The organism is Psychroserpens ponticola, assembly GCF_023556315.2.
GTDB classification, from domain to species: Bacteria; Bacteroidota; Bacteroidia; order Flavobacteriales; family Flavobacteriaceae; genus Psychroserpens; species Psychroserpens ponticola.
Map to the genome: position 1 here is coordinate 950,801 of NZ_CP116221.1, position 18,590 is coordinate 969,390.

The following is an 18,590-nucleotide window of genomic DNA, read 5'->3' on the forward strand; positions in this document are numbered from 1 at the left end:
AGTATCATGAAAATAGTATTAATTACAGGTGCTACAGGATTAATCGGACAAGAAATTGTTAGAGTTTGTCATGAAAAAAACTGGACGGTTCATTACTTAACGACGTCAAGACAAAAACTTAACAATCATGACGCATATAAAGGGTTTTATTGGAATCCTAAAACGAATGAAATTGATAGCTCTTGTTTTGAAGGTGTTGATACTATCATAAATTTAGTTGGAGCTTCTATTTCAAAAAGATGGACTCCAGATTACAAAAATGAAATTATCAAAAGTAGAACAGCAACTGCAAAGTTGCTATTTGACACCATTAAAACTAATAATTTTCCTATAGAACAGATTGTTTCTGCAAGTGCAATTGGTATGTATCCAAGTTCTCAAACCAATTACTATGAAGAAGATTTTGAACCCATTTCAACATCGTTTTTAGGTCATGTAGTCGATAAATGGGAAGACGCAATTGACCAATTTTCTTCTCTAGGAATTATAGTTTCAAAAATTAGAATTGGTTTAGTGCTTTCAGAAGATGGAGGAGCGCTTCCCGAAATTATAAAACCAATGCGCTTTTGCGCTGGTGCAGCTTTTGGAAATGGACAGCAATGGCAGTCATGGATTCATATTGAAGATTTATCAGCATTATTTGTCTATGTGGCAGATAATCGTCTTGATGGTATTTTTAATGGCGTGTCACCAAATCCAGTGAGTAATTCAGAACTTACAAAAATAGCAGCTAAAGTTTTAAAGAAACCACTTGTTTTACCTAACATACCAAAATTTGTTATGAAACTAATTTTAGGCGACATGCATATATTGTTATTTGAAAGTCAACGCGTAAGTTCGCAAAAGATTGAAGAGGCTGGTTTTAACTTTACACACCATCATTTAGAACCAGCTCTTGAAGATTTGTTAGGCTAACAAAATATTATTTAGATTCGATATTTAAAAGAGCTTCTATTTTAGAAAGCCTAGTTTTTAAATCTTCTATTTCTTTTTGTTGCTCTTGTAAAGCCTTAACAAGATGAGGTACTAAACCTACATAACTAACAGATTTGAATTCTACTTTATCAGAAGTTTTAATATTCTCACCTTTATCATTTTCGCTGTATGCTTCCGGATGAATTGTATTTGTAACGAGCATTGGAAATTCAACTTCTAACTCTTCAGCAATAAAGCCAGTCTGTAAACCTTCTGGCAGATTCATAAAATCATACTCAGTGGTTCTGTAATTATAGCTTTTCACATCAAGCTTCATTAATTTTTTTATAACAGCATCTGCAGGTGTAATATTTCTTTTTAAAAATCGTGCTGACGGATTTGTCAAGATACCAGATACATACACATCACCCAAAAAATAACCAGCATCTCCATTTGCTGCATCTACATTTGCGTAAACACCATAATGAGTCCCTCCAGAACCAGTAAACCTATTGTAACAACCATATTTATTTCCGGTTCCTGCACCTGATATCCAGTTGTATGAAGCGTAATGTCTGCCATTTCCATTAGTATCAATTCGACTAAATGTACCACGTTGTTCTCCAGAAGATGCTCCTGTTATGTAGTGAGAAGCTGCAAAATGACTTCCAGAACCAGTATTACTTATTTCTACATCGCTTCCAACTTGTGGTCCAGTTCCAGTACCACCTAACACAACTCTAGAACCCAAATGTATTCCATTACCAGAATTATTCATTAATGTTTGAATACCATAGTGAATGCCATCTCCATCGTGAAAAAACGAATTGTATACTCCCGTTTGATTTCCTGTTCCAGAGCCATAAAACAAATTATATAACCCAGTAGCAGATCCAGTACTTGTATTACCTGTTGCTATATATCGAGTACCAATACTCGCTCCAGTTGAATTACCTGAAATATCTATATTAATGGCTCTTCTACCAGCTATAGTTGCTATATCTAACGGATAACTTGCGGTGTTTTTTCCAATGGCAACATTGCCTTGCGTATAAATATCATCATTTATGCTAGTTGGAGCTATAGTTGTACTTTCAGTATACCAATCATGATCTCCAGAACTAGCTCCACTAGAAAGCGCTACCCAAGAAGATCCTGTATTATCCCAATAGTAAAATCCTTTTCCAGGAGTTACATCTCCCGTAAGATAAACCATCATGCCATCTTGAAGCGCTGTTGGGCTTGTTGAAGGAAACTCATCTATTTTTGGTATGAGGATACCATCAGTATTTGCTGGTGCACTTTCATTAGATGATCGTATATCTAATTGTGCATTAGGACTTGTAGTACCAATTCCTACTTGAGCAAAAGTTGTGCCTGTGAAAATTAAAAATAATAGAATGTGAATATGCGTTTTCATGTATTACGGTATTGATTGGTAACAGTAAGTTCTTCATTGGTAGTTAAATAATCAAAAAAATGTCGCGAACTAAGTATTCATGGTATTGAAATCTATTATTTGTGGTATGAACAACATTACGTTTACCTTTGATGCCTTTTTGTAAGAGACTCATGTCTGTATTTTATGCATTCATGTCATTTTTTTGGTATATATTCATATTTTCAATTTCTTAGATTTATTAATTCAAAGTGAATGAGAATTATTGCAGTTATACTGTTTTGCCTTTTTAACACTAACCTTTGTGCTCAATCTTTTCAAATTGAAGCAATTGAAAGTGCTTTGGCTAATAGTATTTCTGAAAGTGAAGAGCGTTATAAATTGACTGTAGAATTAGGACAAATGCTACGACCTTATGATTCTGAAGTTGAAAAAAAAGGCTATCCAACTGAATATTTCGATTACATTAATGATGCTTTAATTTGGTCAAATAAAAACGGAAGTCTAAAACAAATAGCAGCAGCTAAGCGCTTTGAAATAGATTATTATTTATCGCATAGAGAAATAGTTAAGTTCATAGCCCTTGCAAACGAAATGATTACTAAAGATTCATTTGCAACACTACAAGACAAGCATTTTATATATACATATCTTTGTTTTGAATATTATTCAGCTGGATATTTAACGAATTACATTGAGTTAATTCCGGAAAAATACAGAATTCTAAAAGCCTTAAATAAAGAACCTGAAGCTTCACAAAACGAATTTAGCGATATAGCTTCTGCATATTATGCTATGAGCCAGTATGAAAGAGCAAGAGCCTATTATAAAAAAGCAATTGTTTCAGTAAAAGAAAAAAACAGACCATTTTTTAAAGCGAGTATAAATAATAATATCGGACTTTCATTTTCTAGAGAAGAACAAGCAGATAGTGCAGAGGTCTATTTTAAAAAAGCACTACAATTAGTGTCTATTTCAAATGTTAAACAAGAAGGCTTTAAACCAAACTATAATGAGCATTTTAAAAATGTTATTAACTTAAATATCGCTGAATTAGAATTAAATAAAAACAATTATAATAATGCTATAAACGCATTAAAAAAAGAATCAATTTCGGCACTTGATTTAGGAGAAATAAACCTCTACATTGAGGCGAATAATACTTTATCACATATTTATTTTTTAAAAAAAGAATACCTTAAAGCTTTGTTTTATATCAATAAGGCAAGAGAAGCAATTCCTTATAAACAGTTTACTACATTATTGATTAGTAATTTACAATTAGAAAGTAAAATTCTACTTGCATTAGATAAACAAGAGGAGAGTGAAAAGGTCTACAATAAGATGAATCATTTGCAGGATTCTATTGCAATTAATAAAACCAAAAGAAGCTCTGAAATAGCAGCTATTTTATATGAGAAAAATAAAAATGATTTAGAGATTCAAATCCAAAAATTGAAACTATTAGAAAAGAATAACAAAATTTCTAGCCAAAAGCAACAACAAATTTTTTACTTACTTTTTATAGTAACACTGTTACTTTTATTGTTTATGTTATATGCTTTTTTAAGAAAAACGAAAATACAAAAAGCTGAAATTGAAACACAAAAATTAGCAGTAGATCAATCTTTAATAGAAAAAGAAATATTATTAAAAGAAGTACATCATCGTGTAAAAAACAACCTTCAAGTAGTATCGAGCTTACTTAGCAAACAAGCTAAAACTTCAAATGATGAATCTGTAAAAAAACTAATGGATGATGGTCAAAATAGAATTAATGCTATGGCAATGATTCATCAGCAATTATATAAAACTGAGAATCTTGAGCGTATTAATTTAAAAGAATATACAACTTTATTAGTTGATAATATTTCAGACTACACTGAGTTTAAAGCCAATATTAAAATTGATATCCCTGAAACTACATTTCATGTTGACGTTGCTGTTCCATATGGGCTTATTTTAAACGAATTATTGAGCAATAGTTTTCAGTATGGTTTTAAAGGAAAAAAGAGTGGAACAATAAATATAACAATCACTAAGTTAGAAGAGCATACTTACCTATTATGTGTTGAAGATAATGGAATTGGGCTTCCTAGTAATATGGAAGAAAAATCAAAAAAAACTTATGGTTTAAGTCTAATTAAAGGCCTTGCTTGGCAATTAAGAGGCAATGTGAAATATTATAATAAAAAACCAGAAGGATGTGCTTTTGAAATAACGTTTAGTGATAACCTAAAGGAAAACGTATGAGTGAAACCATTAGTGTGTTAATTGTTGAAGATGAATTTTTAACAGTTGATGCTATAAAAGACAATTTAGAAGACGTAGGTTATAGAATTTCTGGTATAGCAAGAGATGCAAAAGAAGCGTTATCAATTTTAGATGAAGGAGAAACTGATATTGCTATTTTAGATATGAATATACAAGGGGCTAGAGATGGAATATGGCTAGCAAAACGAATAAAAGAATCTTATAAAATTCCATTTATATTTTTAACAGCCTATAGTGATAAGAAAACTGTAAAAAGTGCTGTGGAAACTCAACCTTTTGGATATTTAATAAAACCATTCAAGAAAATGGATTTATTTACATCTATTGAAGTCGCGCTTAGAAATTTTGTTGATTTTCAATTCAACACCGAATTAGATATACAATCTACCATTAAAGAAAAGCCCTTAGCTATTGAAGATTATATTTTTATAAAAGAGAAAAATATCTATAAGAAAATTGCAATGAAAGATATACTCTATATAAAATCAGAATTAAAGTATATAGAGGTTTACGTCGGAACTAAAAAATACTTATTACGTTATGGACTTTCAGAGTTTTTAAAAACCTTACCTGAAAATCATTTTATTCAAGTACATCGTTCATATATAGTTAATAAAAATGCAGTAGATCAAATAGGTATAAATTATTTAGTCATAAAAGAGAACGAAATCCCATTTAGTAATCAGCGAAAAGAGGAAATTATTAAGATGTTTCATTTTTTATAAGAATACAAAAAAACCACTCTTAAAAAGAATGGCCTTTTCAATATTAAAGTACTAACGTTTAAGCCTTTTTAGCTTTAATACGTATTTTTAATTCAAAATCGTCATTTATAAATTTATCTCCTAAACCTTCAAAGATAGATTTTGAACCATAATTTACATTCCATTTTGTTCTGTCAATTTTAAAAGGTTCACTTTCAATTGTCATTTCATCTCCATTATTAGTAATATTTACTGGGAAAGAAATATTATGCTTTTGACCTTTAATGTCTAAGTTTCCAGATAATCTTGTTTTTCCTGCTGCTAAAGATTCAGTTCCTGTAATTTCAAAAGCAGCAGTAGGGAATTTTTTAACATCAAAGAAATGATTCTCTTTTCCTTCAACAGTCCCTTTTAAATGTGCTTCAAGATCTTCTTTGCCATCACCAGATTCCATATCTGTAACAGTAATACTATTCATGTCTATTAAAAATGTACCACTTTGAAGTTTGCCGTCATCAGTTTTAAATACACCATTGTCAAGGCTTATTGTCCCACTATGAGTTCCTGTTGGCTTAAATCCGATCCACTCAATCGTAGATTCAGAAACGTTAACAGTAAATTTTTCAGAAGTACTCTTGCTTATTGCAGCAGCTTCAGCGTCACTAGTATTAGCTTCTTTAGCATTATCTTTGCATCCAGTAATTGAAAGAGTAAAAATCAGTGATAATGTAAGATATAATGTTTTCTTAATCATTTAAAATAGTTTTAGTGTTATTATGAATTCAAAAATAATGATTTCTGAAGAGACCTCAAATGATTAATTTTTTTGATGACATTTTGACATTTTAATAATAATGGCAGTACTTTTGCAAATCCTAAATCGAAGATTTATAAAAATGACCAAATAATGGGTAAAAAGGATAAAAGTGAAACTATAAAAGATACTGAAGTTAATGAAACTTCAAATCAAGATACACAAGTAGAAGAGATTTCTGTGGAAGAACAATTAAAAGAAGAACTTGCTAAAGAAAAAGATAAGTTTTTGCGTTTGTTTGCAGAGTTTGAAAATTATAAGAGACGAACGTCGAAAGAACGTATTGATTTATTTAAAACAGCAAGCGAAGATGTCATGTTGGCAATGCTTCCGGTTTTAGATGATTTTGAACGCGCTTTAGCACATATTGAAGACGATAAAGAAGCTGAAGAACTTAGAAAAGGCGTGCTTTTAATTTATAATAAACTGTTGACGACTTTGAATCAAAAAGGTTTAGAGAAGTTAGAAGTTAATGCTGGTGATGTATTTGATGCAGATATTCATGAGGCTATTACTCAAATTCCTGCGCCAACTGATGATCTTAAAGGTAAAATTGTAGATGTTGTAGAAAAGGGATATAAGTTAGGAGAGAAAGTAATTCGTTTTCCAAAAGTGGTTATCGGACAATAAAATATTAATTAAAAAGACACCTGTTTTTTAATATTAAGAATAGATAAAACAATATGGCAAAAAGAGATTATTACGAGATATTAGGTATAGATAAAAATGCTTCTGCAGCTGAAATTAAGAAAGCTTATCGTAAGATGGCAATTAAATTTCATCCAGATAAAAATCCAGATGACAAAGATGCTGAAGCAAAATTCAAAGAAGCAGCTGAGGCCTATGAAATATTGAGTAATGCTGACAAAAAAGCAAAATACGATCAATTTGGTCATCAAGCTTTTGATGGAGCTGGAGGCTTTGGTGGTGGAGGCGGAATGAATATGGATGACATATTCAGTCAGTTTGGAGATATTTTTGGTGGTGGCTTTGGAGGTGGAGGTTTCTCTGGCTTTGGAGGCGGTTTTGGTGGAGGTCAAAGACGAGTAAAAGGAAGTAATCTTCGTATTCGTGTTACACTTACCTTAGAAGAGATTGCTAATGGTGTTGAAAAGAAAATTAAAGTAAAACGAAAAATTCAAGCATCTGGAACTACTTATAAAACCTGTAGTACCTGTAATGGTGCTGGTCAAGTTACTAGAGTTACAAATACTATTTTAGGAAGAATGCAAACAGCAGCTGCCTGCCCAACTTGTGGTGGAGCTGGACAAAGTATTGACAAAAAACCTAGTGATGCAGATGCTCAAGGCCTTAAAGTTCAAGAAGAAACTGTTTCTGTAAAGATTCCCGCTGGTGTTGTTGATGGTATGCAATTAAAAGTCACTGGTAAAGGTAATGATGCTCCAGGAAATGGTATTTCTGGAGATTTATTAGTAGTTATAGAAGAGAAAGAACATGACACGCTTAAGCGCGAAGGAGATAATCTACATTATGATCTTTATATTAGCCTTCCTGATGCTGTTTTAGGGACTTCAAAAGAAATTGATACAGTTACAGGTAAAGTTAGAATTAAAGTAGAAGCTGGTGTGCAATCTGGAAAGATTTTACGTCTACGTGGAAAAGGGATTTCTAGCATCAATGGATATGGTACTGGAGATTTATTAGTACATGTGAATGTATGGACACCAAAAACACTAAATAAGGAGCAAAAACAATTTTTTGAAAGTATGAAAAATGATGAACACTTCAATCCTAAACCAGAGAGTAGTGATAAATCTTTTTTTGAAAAAGTTAAAGATATGTTTTCTTAAAAAACTGTTATTTACAAAAAAAAAACTATATTTGATTATCACTAATTTATTTTAGTGGTAATTTTTCTTTTTCATAGCAATTTTTTCCCATCCTTAATTTATTAAGGGTGGGTTTTGTTTTTCAAGTCATTTTTAGTGAGTTGATTAGCGACTTTTTAACTTTTTTAATATTTTTATATTCAAGTGATTTTATTAAAAATAATTAGGTATAAGCCTTATTCATCATTAACATTTTTATCTTTACACGTTATAATATTTAATTTTTCAATTTATAGTTATGAATAACCTCTTAGTTGCCGATTCAGTGTCTAAAAACTTTGGAGATTTTAGAGCGCTAAACGCTGTCTCAGTATCTGTGCCCAAAGGAAGTATTTTCGGGTTGCTAGGACCTAATGGAGCTGGTAAAACTACCCTTATTCGTATTATCAATCAAATTACAATGCCAGATTCTGGTCAAGTGTTATTAGATGGTCAACCGTTACAACCTGAAGACATTCAAAATATTGGTTATTTACCTGAAGAACGTGGCTTATACAAATCAATGAAAGTTGGTGAGCAAGTTTTGTATTTGGCACAACTTAAAGGCTTAACAAAACAAGAAGCAAAAAAACGATTAAAATATTGGTTTGAAAAGTTAGAAATAGGAGATTGGTGGAATAAGAAAATTCAAGAACTTAGTAAAGGACAAGCACAAAAAATTCAGTTTATTGTTACAGTCTTACATCAGCCAAAATTATTAATTTTTGATGAGCCTTTTTCAGGTTTTGATCCTATTAATGCTAATTTAATTAAGGATGAAATTCTTCAGCTAAGAGATGAAGGTGCAACAGTGATATTTTCTACCCATAGAATGGAGTCTGTAGAAGAACTTTGCGATCATATTGCTTTAATTCATAAGTCAAATAAAATTTTAGACGGAAAGTTAACAGACATTAAACGTCAATATAAAACGAATACTTTTGAAGTCGGTCTTCAAACAAATACTATTGAGAACGTTTCAAATGCCATTAAAGATAAATTTGAAGTGTTGCCAGCAACATTTAGAAATTTAAATGATGATGTTAAAATGAATATTAAATTAAATGCTAACGATTCGTCTAACGATTTGTTATCATTTTTAACATCTAAAGCAGAAGTGCACCACTTTACTGAAGTGATTCCTAGCGCAAGCGATATTTTTATTCAAACGGTCAAAAACAATTAAGATGAATCATTTGCCACTTATTATAAAAAGAGAATACCTAACTAAGGTTAAAAACAAATCATTCATCATAATGACGTTTGTAAGTCCATTAATTATGGTGGCGTTATTTGTGGTTGTTGGTTATTTAGCTCAATTAAATAACGATAAAGAACGCACTATTGCCATTTTGGATGAAACAGGCATGTTGAGTGATGAGTTTAAAAACACTGAACATACAACTTACACCATTTTAACAAAGGATACCAATTTAGAAACTGCCAAAGAGCTTACAAAAGCCAAAGAGGATTTTGGATTACTATATATCGAAAAAAGCACTGATACAACAAACATTTACTCAAGTGTTCAGTTCTTCTCAGATGAGTCACCTTCTGTTGGGATCATGAATAGTTTAGAAGAGAAAATTGAAAAGAAATTAGAAGGCACTAAATTAGTTAAAAACGGAGTGGATATAGAACAAATAGAAGCTTCTAAGACAAATATAACGATTGCTCAAGAAACATTTTCAGGTGAAAAAACATCTAAGCTTGATAGTTGGTTGAAACTTATTTTTGGAGGTGCAGCAGGTTACTTATTGTTCATGTTTATTATCATTTATGGAAATATGATTATGCGTAGCGTCATTGAAGAAAAAACAAGTAGAATTATTGAAATCATAATTTCGTCAGTAAAACCTATTCAATTAATGATGGGCAAAATTATTGGGACATCATTAGCAGGCATTACGCAATTTGCTATTTGGGTAGTTTTGGGTAGCGTTTTAATGTTGGCAGGATCTGCAGTTCTTGGTATTAATTTGGCAGAAATACAAACACCACAGCAAGAAATGGTGACCGAAGTGATGCAAAATCCTGATTTTGCGAATGATGTCCAAATGGGATTACAATCCTTTTTAAATCTACCAATTGCCAATCTCGTCTTCGCATTCATGTTCTTCTTCATTGGAGGATTTCTATTGTATAGCTCATTATATGCAGCAGTAGGTGCAGCTGTAGATAATGAAACTGATACGCAACAGTTTATGATGCCAATCCTAATGCCTTTAATTTTAGCTGTATATGTTGGTATTTTTACAGTAATTGAAGATCCTCATGGAACCGTATCTACAGTGTTTTCATTTATTCCGTTTACGTCTCCAGTTGTGATGTTAATGCGTATTCCATTTGGAGTGCCTATTTGGCAACAAGTAGTATCCTTTTTAATTTTAGTTGGTACATTTGTGTTTACAGTTTGGTTTGCAGCCAAAATTTATCGAGTAGGTATTTTGATGTATGGTAAAAAACCTAGTTATAAAGAACTATTTAAATGGATTAAATATTAATTGTGACACAGAAATTATCTAATATCGAACATAAGATTACCGAAAGTTCTGCTTGGCAAAAAGTAAAAGATTTTCTGAACCTCCATTTAGATATTACTGAGAATATAAGCATATCAATCTTGGATATCTTAATCATAATCACAGTAATATTCATAACCACAATTGTTTTAAGACTTTTGCTTAAAGCGTTTACAAGACATTTGCCTAATGAAGAAAAAGGGAAGTTTAATGTCGTATTTAGTTATTTTAGATGGCTTATTTATGTTGTTATTTTATTGATAACATTACATACAGTAGGCGTTGATGTTACAGCTGTTTTTGCTGCATCAGCAGCATTACTTATAGGTATTGGTTTAGCATTACAAACTTTATTTCAAGATATAATTTCAGGAGTATTTATTTTAATTGATCAATCTGTTCATGTTGGAGATATTATCGAATTAGATGGTAAAATTGGCAGAGTAGAAGAAATTAAATTAAGAACGACAAGAGCAACTACTGCAGATAATAAAGTGTTAGTAATACCAAATCATCTTTATTTAACCAATAGTCTCTATAATTGGACTCAAAATGGAACAACAACAAGAGAAGGTGTAGCTGTAGGTGTAGCATATGGAAGTGATGTCGAGTTAGTGAAGGCATTATTGATGCAAGCAGCTAACGAACATCCAAAAGTATTAGCAAAAGCAGAAACTAGAGTTTTGTTTACAGATTTTGGCGAGAGTTCATTAAATTTTAAAGTAGTTTTTACATTAAACGATAGTTTTAATGCACGCTTTCCTCAAAGTGATATTCGATTCAAAATCGATAAGTTATTTAGAGAGAACAATATTTCAATCCCATTTCCTCAGAGAGATATTCATATCAAACAGCAACCAAAATAATTCAATTTATTTAAGAATAAGATTTAATTTAAAATATAGTTATGTCAAAGATTTTAGTGATAGAAGATGAAGCGGCAATTCGAAGAGTTTTAGTAAAAATACTGTCTGAAGAAAGTGATAGCTACCAAGTTGAAGAAGCCGAAGATGGCCTTGTTGGTATTGAAAAAATTAAGAAAGAAGATTACGATTTAGTGCTCTGTGACATAAAAATGCCAAAGATGGATGGTGTTGAGGTTTTAGAAGCTGTCAAAAAAATTAAACCTGAAATTCCAATGGTCATGATTTCTGGTCATGGAGATCTTGATACAGCTGTAAATACTATGCGTTTAGGAGCTTTCGATTATATTTCTAAACCACCAGATTTAAACAGGTTGCTCAATACAGTTCGTATTGCATTAGACACAAAAACATTGGTTGTTGAGAATAAAATGCTCAAAAAGAAAGTCAGCAAGAAATACGAAATGATTGGTGATAGTGATGCTATTTCTCATATTAAGGATATGATTGAAAAAGTTTCTGCTACAGATGCTAGAGTATTAATTACTGGGCCAAATGGAACAGGTAAAGAACTTGTTGCACATTGGTTACACCAAAAAAGTGCACGTTCAAAAGGTCCTTTAATAGAAGTGAATTGTGCTGCTATTCCTTCAGAATTGATTGAAAGCGAATTGTTTGGTCATGTTAAAGGGGCTTTTACGAGTGCTGTTAAAGATCGAGCAGGTAAGTTTGAAGCTGCAAATTCTGGAACTATATTTCTTGATGAAATTGGAGATATGAGTTTGTCTGCTCAAGCGAAAGTATTGAGGGCTTTGCAAGAAAATAAAATTCAGCGTGTTGGTAATGATAAGGATATTAAAGTTGATGTTCGTGTTGTTGCTGCGACTAATAAAGACTTAAAAAAGGAAATTTCTGAAGGTAGATTTAGAGAAGATTTATACCATAGATTAGCCGTAATTCTCATAAAAGTTCCAGCTTTAAATGACAGAAGAGAAGATATTCCGTTGTTGATTAACCATTTTACATCTAAAATAGCTACAGAACAAGGGACAGCTAAAAAAGAGTTTTCTGATAAAGCCATTAAATTACTCCAAGATTATGATTGGACTGGCAATATTCGTGAATTGCGCAATGTTGTAGAACGTCTTATTATTTTGGGTGGAATTGAAGTAAGTGAAAAGGACGTGAAGTTATTCGCATCAAAATAAAGGGTTATGAAAGAGATTAAGATTAATGAGTTTAAGGTAACCGAAAATATTCAGTTAAGTAACATATCTACGACTTTCAATTTAGGAGCCAATAAAAATACTGTAGAAGACGAATTAGAAGAGGTTCGTGAAAAACTTGGCGATTTTCAAAACACCATCTATGCACATGGTAAATATGCCATCTTAATTTGCATTCAAGGCATGGATACTGCTGGAAAAGACAGTATGATTAGAGAAGTGTTTAAAGATTTCAATACCAGAGGAATTGTAGTTCATAGCTTTAAAGTTCCAACCGAAAACGAACTAAATCACGATTATTTATGGCGACATTATATTGCACTTCCTGCACGAGGAAAGTTTAGTGTTTTTAATAGAACACATTATGAAAATGTATTAGTGACTCGAGTGCATCCAGGTTATATTTTAGGTGAAAATTTGCCTGATGTGAATTCTGTTGATGATATCAATGATGCATTTTGGGATCAACGTTTTAATCAGATTAACGATTTTGAAAAACACATTGCTGAAAATGGAACCATCATATTTAAATTTTTCCTTCATTTATCTAAAGAAGAACAAAAGAATCGATTATTACGTCGTTTAGAAAAACCGAATAAAAATTGGAAATTCTCTCCAGGCGATTTAAAAGAACGTAAACTTTGGGACAAATACCAAGACTGTTACGAAGATGCTTTAAATAGAACATCTAAACCTCATGCGCCTTGGTTTGCAATTCCTGCAGATGATAAACCAACAGCGCGTTATATTGTAGCTAAAATTTTATACGATACTCTAATTCAATATAAGGATATTGTTGAACCTGAGCTTGATGATGATATTAAAGCGAATCTTGATGTTTATATTAAACAACTTGAAAATGAATAGTTTTTTTATGATTTCTTTATAAATCCTCATTATTATAAGTAGTATATTTAGCTTCAATAAAAAATCTTACATGAAGCAATTAATCCTATTACTTTCTATTGTAATTACATGTCAACTTTCAGCACAAACTGATACAGAAAATCTAAAAAAAATATATGATAATTCGCTCACTAATGGTATGAGTTATCAATGGTTAGATCATTTGTCTAATCAAATTGGAGGACGACTTTCAGGATCTTTAAATGCCGAAATAGCTGTTCAATATACTAAAGAACAATTTGAAACTCTAGGTTTAGATAAAGTTTGGTTGCAACCAGTAATGGTACCACGTTGGATTAGAGGAGCTCCTGAATTTGCTTATATTGAAACGTCACCTGGAAAAACTACTAGCGTAAATATTTGCGCACTTGGCGGATCAATTGCTACACCAACTGGAGGCGTTAAAGCAAATCTTATTGAAGTTGAAACATACAAAGATCTTGAAGCCCTAGGTGAAACTAAAATTAAAGGTAAAATTGTATTTATTAACAGACCAATGCAAGCCAATTTAATCAATACGTTTGAAGCGTATGGTGGTTGTTCAAGTGAACGTTATAATGGCGCGAAAGAAGCTGCCAAATATGGTGCACTTGCTGTTATTGTACGTTCATTGAATTTGAGATTAGACGATTATCCACATACAGGTAGTATGAGTTATGGAGATTTGCCAAATTCACAGCGTATTCCTTCTGCTGCAATAAGTACAAACGATGCAGAATTGCTAAGTGGAATGATAGCTCTTAATAAGGATCTTAAATTTTACTTTAGTCAGAATTGTAAACAATTAGCAGATGTACAATCCTATAATGTGATTGGAGAAATTACTGGAAGCGAGTTTCCAAATGAAGTTATTGTGGTTGGTGGTCACCTTGATTCATGGGATTTAGGTGATGGTTCTCATGATGATGGAGCAGGAGTTGTGCAATCTATGGATGTATTACGCTTATTAAAAGAAAGTGGTATTCGTCCTAAACGAACCATTCGAGCAGTGTTATTTATGAATGAGGAAAATGGTTTACGTGGTGGTAAAAAGTATGCTGAAGTCGCTAAAAAGAAAGGTGAGAATCACATCTTTGCCTTAGAAAGTGATTCTGGTGGATTTACACCAAGAGGATTTAGTTTTCAATCTAGTGAAGCTATGTTGGCTAAAGTTCAAAGTTGGAGATCCTTATTCAAACCGTATTTAATTCATTATTTTGAAGCAGGTTACAGTGGAGCAGATATTGGTCCGTTGAAAAATGATAACATCGTTCTAGCTGGTTTACGTCCAGATTCGCAACGTTATTTTGATCATCATCATGCAGCAAATGACACCTTTGAACATGTGAATAAACGAGAATTAGAACTTGGTGCAGCATCAATGACAGCTTTGATTTATTTGATAGACAAGTATGGAACTGATACCATAACTAATGATACTGAATTGAAAGACTAAACAGGTTATTTTCCCTATAAGAATAGAATTTTAGAACCAAAATAAGATGAAACAAATTACACTTATTCTTGCTTTATTATTATCAATTGTTATTCAAGCACAAACTGAAGAGCAAGAACTTCCTTATTATGAAATTCCAGAATATTCCGAAACATTTACTGCTGGTACTGTAGCAGCAAGACTAGTTGATGCATTAGGATTTCGGTTTTATTGGGCTACAGAACATTTATCTGAACATGATTTGGGATATAAACCGAATGATTCAGTACGAACAACTGGAGAAACTGTGAAACACATCTATAATTTGTCTAAAACTATCGTTAATTCTACATTAAAAAAAGCTAATATTAGAGGTCAAAAGACTCCTGAAATGAGTTTTGAAGAACAACGTAGACAAACTCTTATCAACTTAAAAACAGCAGCAGATATTTTAAGACAAAGTGATGATATTTCACAATTTAAAATTATTTCTGGTAAACGTGAAACTCCGTTTTGGAATCAAATTAATGGGCCAATTGCTGATGCTATTTGGCATTGTGGACAGATTGCATCTTTCCGTAGAACTTCTGGGAATGCTATAAATCCTAAGGTGAATCATTTTTACGGAACAATAAAAGAGTAAGCTTAGCAGCAATTATTCGACAGTGTTATCGTCTTCATCTTTAGTTTCTTTTTGCATTTTGATATAGCCAGTTACTAGACGAACACCTAATCTTGCACAAAGAATTATGGCAATGACCATAACAATATCGAACCCACTCATAACATCACTTTTGAATACAACACCAAATTTAAAACATTGAATTCAGCTTAAAGTATTTTTAACAAGAATTGTGATTTATACTAATAATGTAAGTTCTATATAAGCTTTTGTTATTTTATACAAATAACCAATAAAACAATAAGTTGTCACCTTGAGCTCAGTCGAAAGGTCTTAGAATTTATAGTTTTTAATAGGTCTCGACTGCGCTCGACCTGACAGACATTATAGAATATCTATATTCAAATAAAAAACTGCTTATATAAGACTCAAGTTAATATGTTTAATTATTTCGGTTCAACAATCAAAAACACAGCAGTACTATCGCCAATATTTAAAACTTCATGCCATTCAATTTTGTCGTTATAAAATGAATAGCCAGAAGGTACATTCACTTCTCTAGTTCCAGTTGTGTCTTTAATTCTGAACTTACTTCCAGAAACCGTATAACCATAATGTGCATTATGATAATGACGTTCATGACCAACACCAGGAGGAAAGGTACATTTTAAGGTTCGTAATTTGTCGTTATCTTCTACAACTTCACAAATCACTTGATTGTTCCATCCTGCTTCATGAGGATCTGGCAGTTCTGGTTGGTTTTTACAATTCCATAACAGTAAAAAGAGACTAATTGAACTTATGATTTTAAAAGTAAATGTTGTATTTGATATGCGCATATAATTATTCTTTTAGCACTTTAATTTCTTTGTCGAGAGCTGTAATAAGTGACAAGATACTGCTCTCAACACGTTCTGCTCTATTTTTAACTGAGGAATTTTCAAAAGCTATGGCAGATACTACTTTAATAAATGCTTTATCTTTTTTTAGAATGCTAAAGTCTTCTTGTGAAATTTCATGCATCACATAATACGTTTGGTTTGCATCATAAGAAGGCGAGAAGTGTTCTATGAGTTTTGGTTCGCTATGTAAGGCATGAAATTGTATACGTTCTTCTTCATAACGTTTGTAATAGTTATAGAGTCTTTCATAATGTAGTGAAATATCATTTCTTAAGCTATCACTAGAAATGACACCAATGCCTTTAGAAACTAAAAGTCCGTAACCACTTGTATTCGGATCAAAATGTGGTGTTACTCTAAGTAAACCAGCAGTTATAAACAATTCTTCTGACGGAATTTCTTGAGTGTTAATATAAGTTTTTAAGGCATCACAAGCCGAATTGATATCTGCCATTATTGCAATATCTTCTTGAATTTCGTCTAAATCATGGTTTAGATTAGAGCGTATTTCTTCAATGATTTTTAATTCTAATTGATGTTCTTCTTGTTGTTTATTCCAAGTATTAATCTGCAAGGCGATGAGAATTCCAATGACTACAAGAATAATTTCACCAATAGCATATTTGAAATATTTAGAGGTTTTGTTTTCCATAATTAAGCTTTGTCTAATAGCCTGAAGAATTTAATCATACTACTGTTTTTTGTTCAATTCTTCATTTATTATCTTAATCGTAATGTTTATGAAATCTCGAGTGTTGAGATCGTTTATAACTATATAATCATGATTGTGTTTGTGATGCCACACTTGATTTTCAAACTCCATCAGGTCTTTTTCCGATAAATTGTATTCAAATGGCGATTTTTCTTTATAGTCTTCAAATAGTTTTTCTTATCAAATGGTAGCTTTTTTGTAAGTTCTCCATTAGCTAAAGGAAATCGTTTCATTAAAAATGGCATCAAGTTCATGGTATAATGATCAGATCTAAAAAGGATATCTTCTTCAGAATCTCTTAAAAGTGTAAGCCAATTACCCAATTGTGTGCGTAACGTGTCATTTTTTAGAATACTTATTTTTCCAGAATTAACAATTTCATCAGAAATCCCTGTTCGAGCATCGAAAGATTGAAATGTTCCAAGCGTAACCAGTAATTCATCAGTTAGTTTAGTGTCCTTGTCTATGGTGCCTGATCTAATCATTTGAGTAAGGCTAATGCAAGCTTGACTTACTTTTTCATTAACGATAAGTCCTTCTTCAAGCGTGCCTAAATTATATTGAAACTCATCTAATAGACCAATTAGTAATTCTTCTTCCTTTTTGTTTTCAATACGTTGTAGGTTCCAAGTGTTAATTTGTAATGCAATTAAAATTCCAATGACGACAAGTACAATTTCACCTATAGCATATTTGAAATATTTTGGGGTTTTACCTTCTGCTAAAAGGGTTTTACGAATATTTCGAAAGAGTTTAATCATAGTTGTAATTCTCGATTGGTTTCGATGATAATTCTATCTATAGTTTTCTCAAGATTTTTAAGTATTATTATATAATTTTTTATATCCCAAGCATGGGCATCCATTACATTTTCAAATTCAATATCCTGAAACATTTTGTAATTGGAATGTTTGAGTTTTGTTTTATTATGCCATTCCAGAATGCCATAACTATCGATATTTTTTAATGAAGCATGCTTTATTAAATAGGGTAACACGATACTCTGACTAATTTCATCTAATGTTTTATAATTTTCTTCGTTTTCTTCTAAATTGACAGACCAATCAAAAAGTTGTAATCGCAATGAATCTGAAGTAATTAAATTGAGCTTGCCAGAAGAAATAATATCTGAGACCACAGATTGACTTGGTTTATACGTCCAATAATCTATGCTTCGCGATATTAAACTATCCAGATTATATTTGTTTAGAACGTCTTCAGGTTCACCTACCAAATTCATAATATCTCTAATGTCTGATAAAATGCTTTCATAATTTTTAATGTACTTCTCAATACTTACTTTATTCTTTTTAAATTCTAAATTTAGGTTTTTAACGATTAGATGTTCATCTTGTTTATAGCCTAATTCCTGATTCCAATTGTTAATCTGCAGCGCGATTAAAATCCCAATAACCACAAGTATAATTTCTCCAACAGCATATTTAAAATACTTCGAAGTCTTGTTTTTCATAATTAAGTTTTGTCTAA

At 31.6% G+C, this 18,590-nt stretch carries 19 protein-coding genes; 12 read left to right on the forward strand and 7 right to left on the reverse strand.

Translation table 11 applies throughout. The features are described from left to right. Positions 1 to 6: 6 nt before the first annotated feature. A complete protein-coding gene (locus MUN68_RS04220; RefSeq protein ID WP_249995471.1) occupies positions 7 to 915 on the forward strand; it encodes a TIGR01777 family oxidoreductase in 909 nt (302 codons plus the stop codon). A gap of 7 nt (positions 916 to 922) precedes the next feature. Here the strand turns inward: MUN68_RS04220 and MUN68_RS04225 are convergent, their stop codons facing one another. Beyond that, positions 923 to 2,335, reverse strand: a complete 1,413-nt coding sequence (locus MUN68_RS04225; protein ID WP_249995472.1) for a tail fiber domain-containing protein — start codon at positions 2,333 to 2,335, stop codon at positions 923 to 925. A gap of 234 nt (positions 2,336 to 2,569) precedes the next feature. On the opposite strand from MUN68_RS04225, the gene MUN68_RS04230 reads away from it, so the two are divergent. Next, positions 2,570 to 4,567: a histidine kinase dimerization/phosphoacceptor domain -containing protein gene (locus MUN68_RS04230; RefSeq protein WP_249995473.1), complete on the forward strand. Its 1,998-nt coding sequence runs from the start codon at positions 2,570 to 2,572 to the stop codon at positions 4,565 to 4,567. Continuing rightward, positions 4,564 to 5,313, forward strand: a complete 750-nt coding sequence (locus MUN68_RS04235; protein WP_249995474.1) for a LytR/AlgR family response regulator transcription factor — start codon at positions 4,564 to 4,566, stop codon at positions 5,311 to 5,313. The genes MUN68_RS04230 and MUN68_RS04235 overlap by 4 nt, the downstream gene beginning before the upstream one ends. 58 nt (positions 5,314 to 5,371) lie before the next feature. On the opposite strand, the gene MUN68_RS04240 is transcribed toward MUN68_RS04235, so the two are convergent. Next, positions 5,372 to 6,046: a YceI family protein gene (locus MUN68_RS04240; protein WP_249995475.1), complete on the reverse strand. Its 675-nt coding sequence runs from the start codon at positions 6,044 to 6,046 to the stop codon at positions 5,372 to 5,374. 153 nt (positions 6,047 to 6,199) lie between these two features. Here MUN68_RS04240 and MUN68_RS04245 point away from each other — a divergent pair, with 153 nt between their 5' ends. The 9 genes from MUN68_RS04245 (at position 6,200) to MUN68_RS04285 (ending at position 15,509) form a co-directional block, all read left to right on the forward strand. Further along, complete coding sequence (locus MUN68_RS04245; RefSeq protein WP_249995476.1) at positions 6,200 to 6,736, forward strand: nucleotide exchange factor GrpE; 537 nt, start codon at positions 6,200 to 6,202, stop codon at positions 6,734 to 6,736. Between the two features lie 53 nt (positions 6,737 to 6,789). Beyond that, on the forward strand, positions 6,790 to 7,917 hold the full coding sequence (gene dnaJ / locus MUN68_RS04250) for a molecular chaperone DnaJ (RefSeq protein WP_249995477.1): 1,128 nt from the start codon (positions 6,790 to 6,792) through the stop codon (positions 7,915 to 7,917). 277 nt (positions 7,918 to 8,194) lie between these two features. Then, positions 8,195 to 9,121: an ABC transporter ATP-binding protein gene (locus MUN68_RS04255; RefSeq protein WP_249995478.1), complete on the forward strand. Its 927-nt coding sequence runs from the start codon at positions 8,195 to 8,197 to the stop codon at positions 9,119 to 9,121. A 1-nt stretch (position 9,122) separates the two neighbouring features. Continuing rightward, the gene (locus MUN68_RS04260) at positions 9,123 to 10,439 is read left to right on the forward strand and encodes an ABC transporter permease (protein WP_249995479.1); all 1,317 of its coding nucleotides are present in this window, start codon (positions 9,123 to 9,125) and stop codon (positions 10,437 to 10,439) included. Between the two features lie 2 nt (positions 10,440 to 10,441). Next, a complete protein-coding gene (locus tag MUN68_RS04265; protein ID WP_249995480.1) occupies positions 10,442 to 11,323 on the forward strand; it encodes a mechanosensitive ion channel family protein in 882 nt (293 codons plus the stop codon). 41 nt (positions 11,324 to 11,364) lie between these two features. Further along, complete coding sequence (locus MUN68_RS04270) at positions 11,365 to 12,528, forward strand: sigma-54-dependent transcriptional regulator (protein ID WP_249995481.1); 1,164 nt, start codon at positions 11,365 to 11,367, stop codon at positions 12,526 to 12,528. A 6-nt stretch (positions 12,529 to 12,534) separates the two neighbouring features. Further along, positions 12,535 to 13,413, forward strand: a complete 879-nt coding sequence (locus tag MUN68_RS04275; protein WP_249995482.1) for a PPK2 family polyphosphate kinase — start codon at positions 12,535 to 12,537, stop codon at positions 13,411 to 13,413. 70 nt (positions 13,414 to 13,483) lie between these two features. After that, a complete protein-coding gene (locus MUN68_RS04280; protein ID WP_249995483.1) occupies positions 13,484 to 14,887 on the forward strand; it encodes a M20/M25/M40 family metallo-hydrolase in 1,404 nt (467 codons plus the stop codon). A gap of 46 nt (positions 14,888 to 14,933) precedes the next feature. After that, the gene (locus MUN68_RS04285) at positions 14,934 to 15,509 is read left to right on the forward strand and encodes a hypothetical protein (RefSeq protein ID WP_249995484.1); all 576 of its coding nucleotides are present in this window, start codon (positions 14,934 to 14,936) and stop codon (positions 15,507 to 15,509) included. A 12-nt stretch (positions 15,510 to 15,521) separates the two neighbouring features. Here MUN68_RS04285 and MUN68_RS04290 read toward each other — a convergent pair whose 3' ends face one another. The 5 genes from MUN68_RS04290 to MUN68_RS04310 form a co-directional block, all read right to left on the reverse strand. Beyond that, positions 15,522 to 15,650 carry a hypothetical protein gene (locus MUN68_RS04290; protein WP_272792400.1) on the reverse strand — a complete coding sequence of 43 codons (129 nt, stop codon included), beginning with the start codon at positions 15,648 to 15,650 and terminating at the stop codon, positions 15,522 to 15,524. Positions 15,651 to 15,934: 284 nt separating this feature from the next. Beyond that, positions 15,935 to 16,327 (reverse strand): cupin domain-containing protein, encoded by a 393-nt coding sequence (locus tag MUN68_RS04295; RefSeq protein ID WP_249995485.1) that lies wholly within the window; start codon positions 16,325 to 16,327, stop codon positions 15,935 to 15,937. Between the two features lie 4 nt (positions 16,328 to 16,331). After that, positions 16,332 to 17,042 (reverse strand): DUF6090 family protein, encoded by a 711-nt coding sequence (locus tag MUN68_RS04300; protein WP_249995486.1) that lies wholly within the window; start codon positions 17,040 to 17,042, stop codon positions 16,332 to 16,334. Between the two features lie 170 nt (positions 17,043 to 17,212). Next, positions 17,213 to 17,863: a DUF6090 family protein gene (locus tag MUN68_RS04305; protein WP_249995487.1), complete on the reverse strand. Its 651-nt coding sequence runs from the start codon at positions 17,861 to 17,863 to the stop codon at positions 17,213 to 17,215. Next, positions 17,860 to 18,573, reverse strand: coding sequence for a DUF6090 family protein (locus tag MUN68_RS04310; protein WP_249995488.1), 714 nt, complete (start codon positions 18,571 to 18,573; stop codon positions 17,860 to 17,862). Before MUN68_RS04310 ends, MUN68_RS04305 begins: the two co-directional genes overlap by 4 nt. Between the last annotated feature and the right edge of the window lie 17 nt (positions 18,574 to 18,590).

Excerpts from the sequence above, each read along its gene's own strand:
- MUN68_RS04220 (WP_249995471.1), top strand. The coding sequence starts at position 7 with ATGAAAATAGTATTAATTACAGGTGCTACAGGATTAATCGGACAAGAA.
- MUN68_RS04225 (WP_249995472.1), bottom strand. The coding sequence starts at position 2,335 with ATGAAAACGCATATTCACATTCTATTATTTTTAATTTTCACAGGCACA.
- MUN68_RS04230 (WP_249995473.1), top strand. The coding sequence starts at position 2,570 with ATGAGAATTATTGCAGTTATACTGTTTTGCCTTTTTAACACTAACCTT.
- MUN68_RS04235 (WP_249995474.1), top strand. The coding sequence starts at position 4,564 with ATGAGTGAAACCATTAGTGTGTTAATTGTTGAAGATGAATTTTTAACA.
- MUN68_RS04240 (WP_249995475.1), bottom strand. The coding sequence starts at position 6,046 with ATGATTAAGAAAACATTATATCTTACATTATCACTGATTTTTACTCTT.
- MUN68_RS04245 (WP_249995476.1), top strand. The coding sequence starts at position 6,200 with ATGGGTAAAAAGGATAAAAGTGAAACTATAAAAGATACTGAAGTTAAT.
- dnaJ (WP_249995477.1), top strand. The coding sequence starts at position 6,790 with ATGGCAAAAAGAGATTATTACGAGATATTAGGTATAGATAAAAATGCT.
- MUN68_RS04255 (WP_249995478.1), top strand. The coding sequence starts at position 8,195 with ATGAATAACCTCTTAGTTGCCGATTCAGTGTCTAAAAACTTTGGAGAT.
- MUN68_RS04260 (WP_249995479.1), top strand. The coding sequence starts at position 9,123 with ATGAATCATTTGCCACTTATTATAAAAAGAGAATACCTAACTAAGGTT.
- MUN68_RS04270 (WP_249995481.1), top strand. The coding sequence starts at position 11,365 with ATGTCAAAGATTTTAGTGATAGAAGATGAAGCGGCAATTCGAAGAGTT.
- MUN68_RS04275 (WP_249995482.1), top strand. The coding sequence starts at position 12,535 with ATGAAAGAGATTAAGATTAATGAGTTTAAGGTAACCGAAAATATTCAG.
- MUN68_RS04280 (WP_249995483.1), top strand. The coding sequence starts at position 13,484 with ATGAAGCAATTAATCCTATTACTTTCTATTGTAATTACATGTCAACTT.
- MUN68_RS04285 (WP_249995484.1), top strand. The coding sequence starts at position 14,934 with ATGAAACAAATTACACTTATTCTTGCTTTATTATTATCAATTGTTATT.
- MUN68_RS04290 (WP_272792400.1), bottom strand. The coding sequence starts at position 15,650 with ATGAGTGGGTTCGATATTGTTATGGTCATTGCCATAATTCTTTGTGCA.
- MUN68_RS04295 (WP_249995485.1), bottom strand. The coding sequence starts at position 16,327 with ATGCGCATATCAAATACAACATTTACTTTTAAAATCATAAGTTCAATT.
- MUN68_RS04300 (WP_249995486.1), bottom strand. The coding sequence starts at position 17,042 with ATGGAAAACAAAACCTCTAAATATTTCAAATATGCTATTGGTGAAATT.
- MUN68_RS04305 (WP_249995487.1), bottom strand. The coding sequence starts at position 17,863 with ATGATTAAACTCTTTCGAAATATTCGTAAAACCCTTTTAGCAGAAGGT.
- MUN68_RS04310 (WP_249995488.1), bottom strand. The coding sequence starts at position 18,573 with ATGAAAAACAAGACTTCGAAGTATTTTAAATATGCTGTTGGAGAAATT.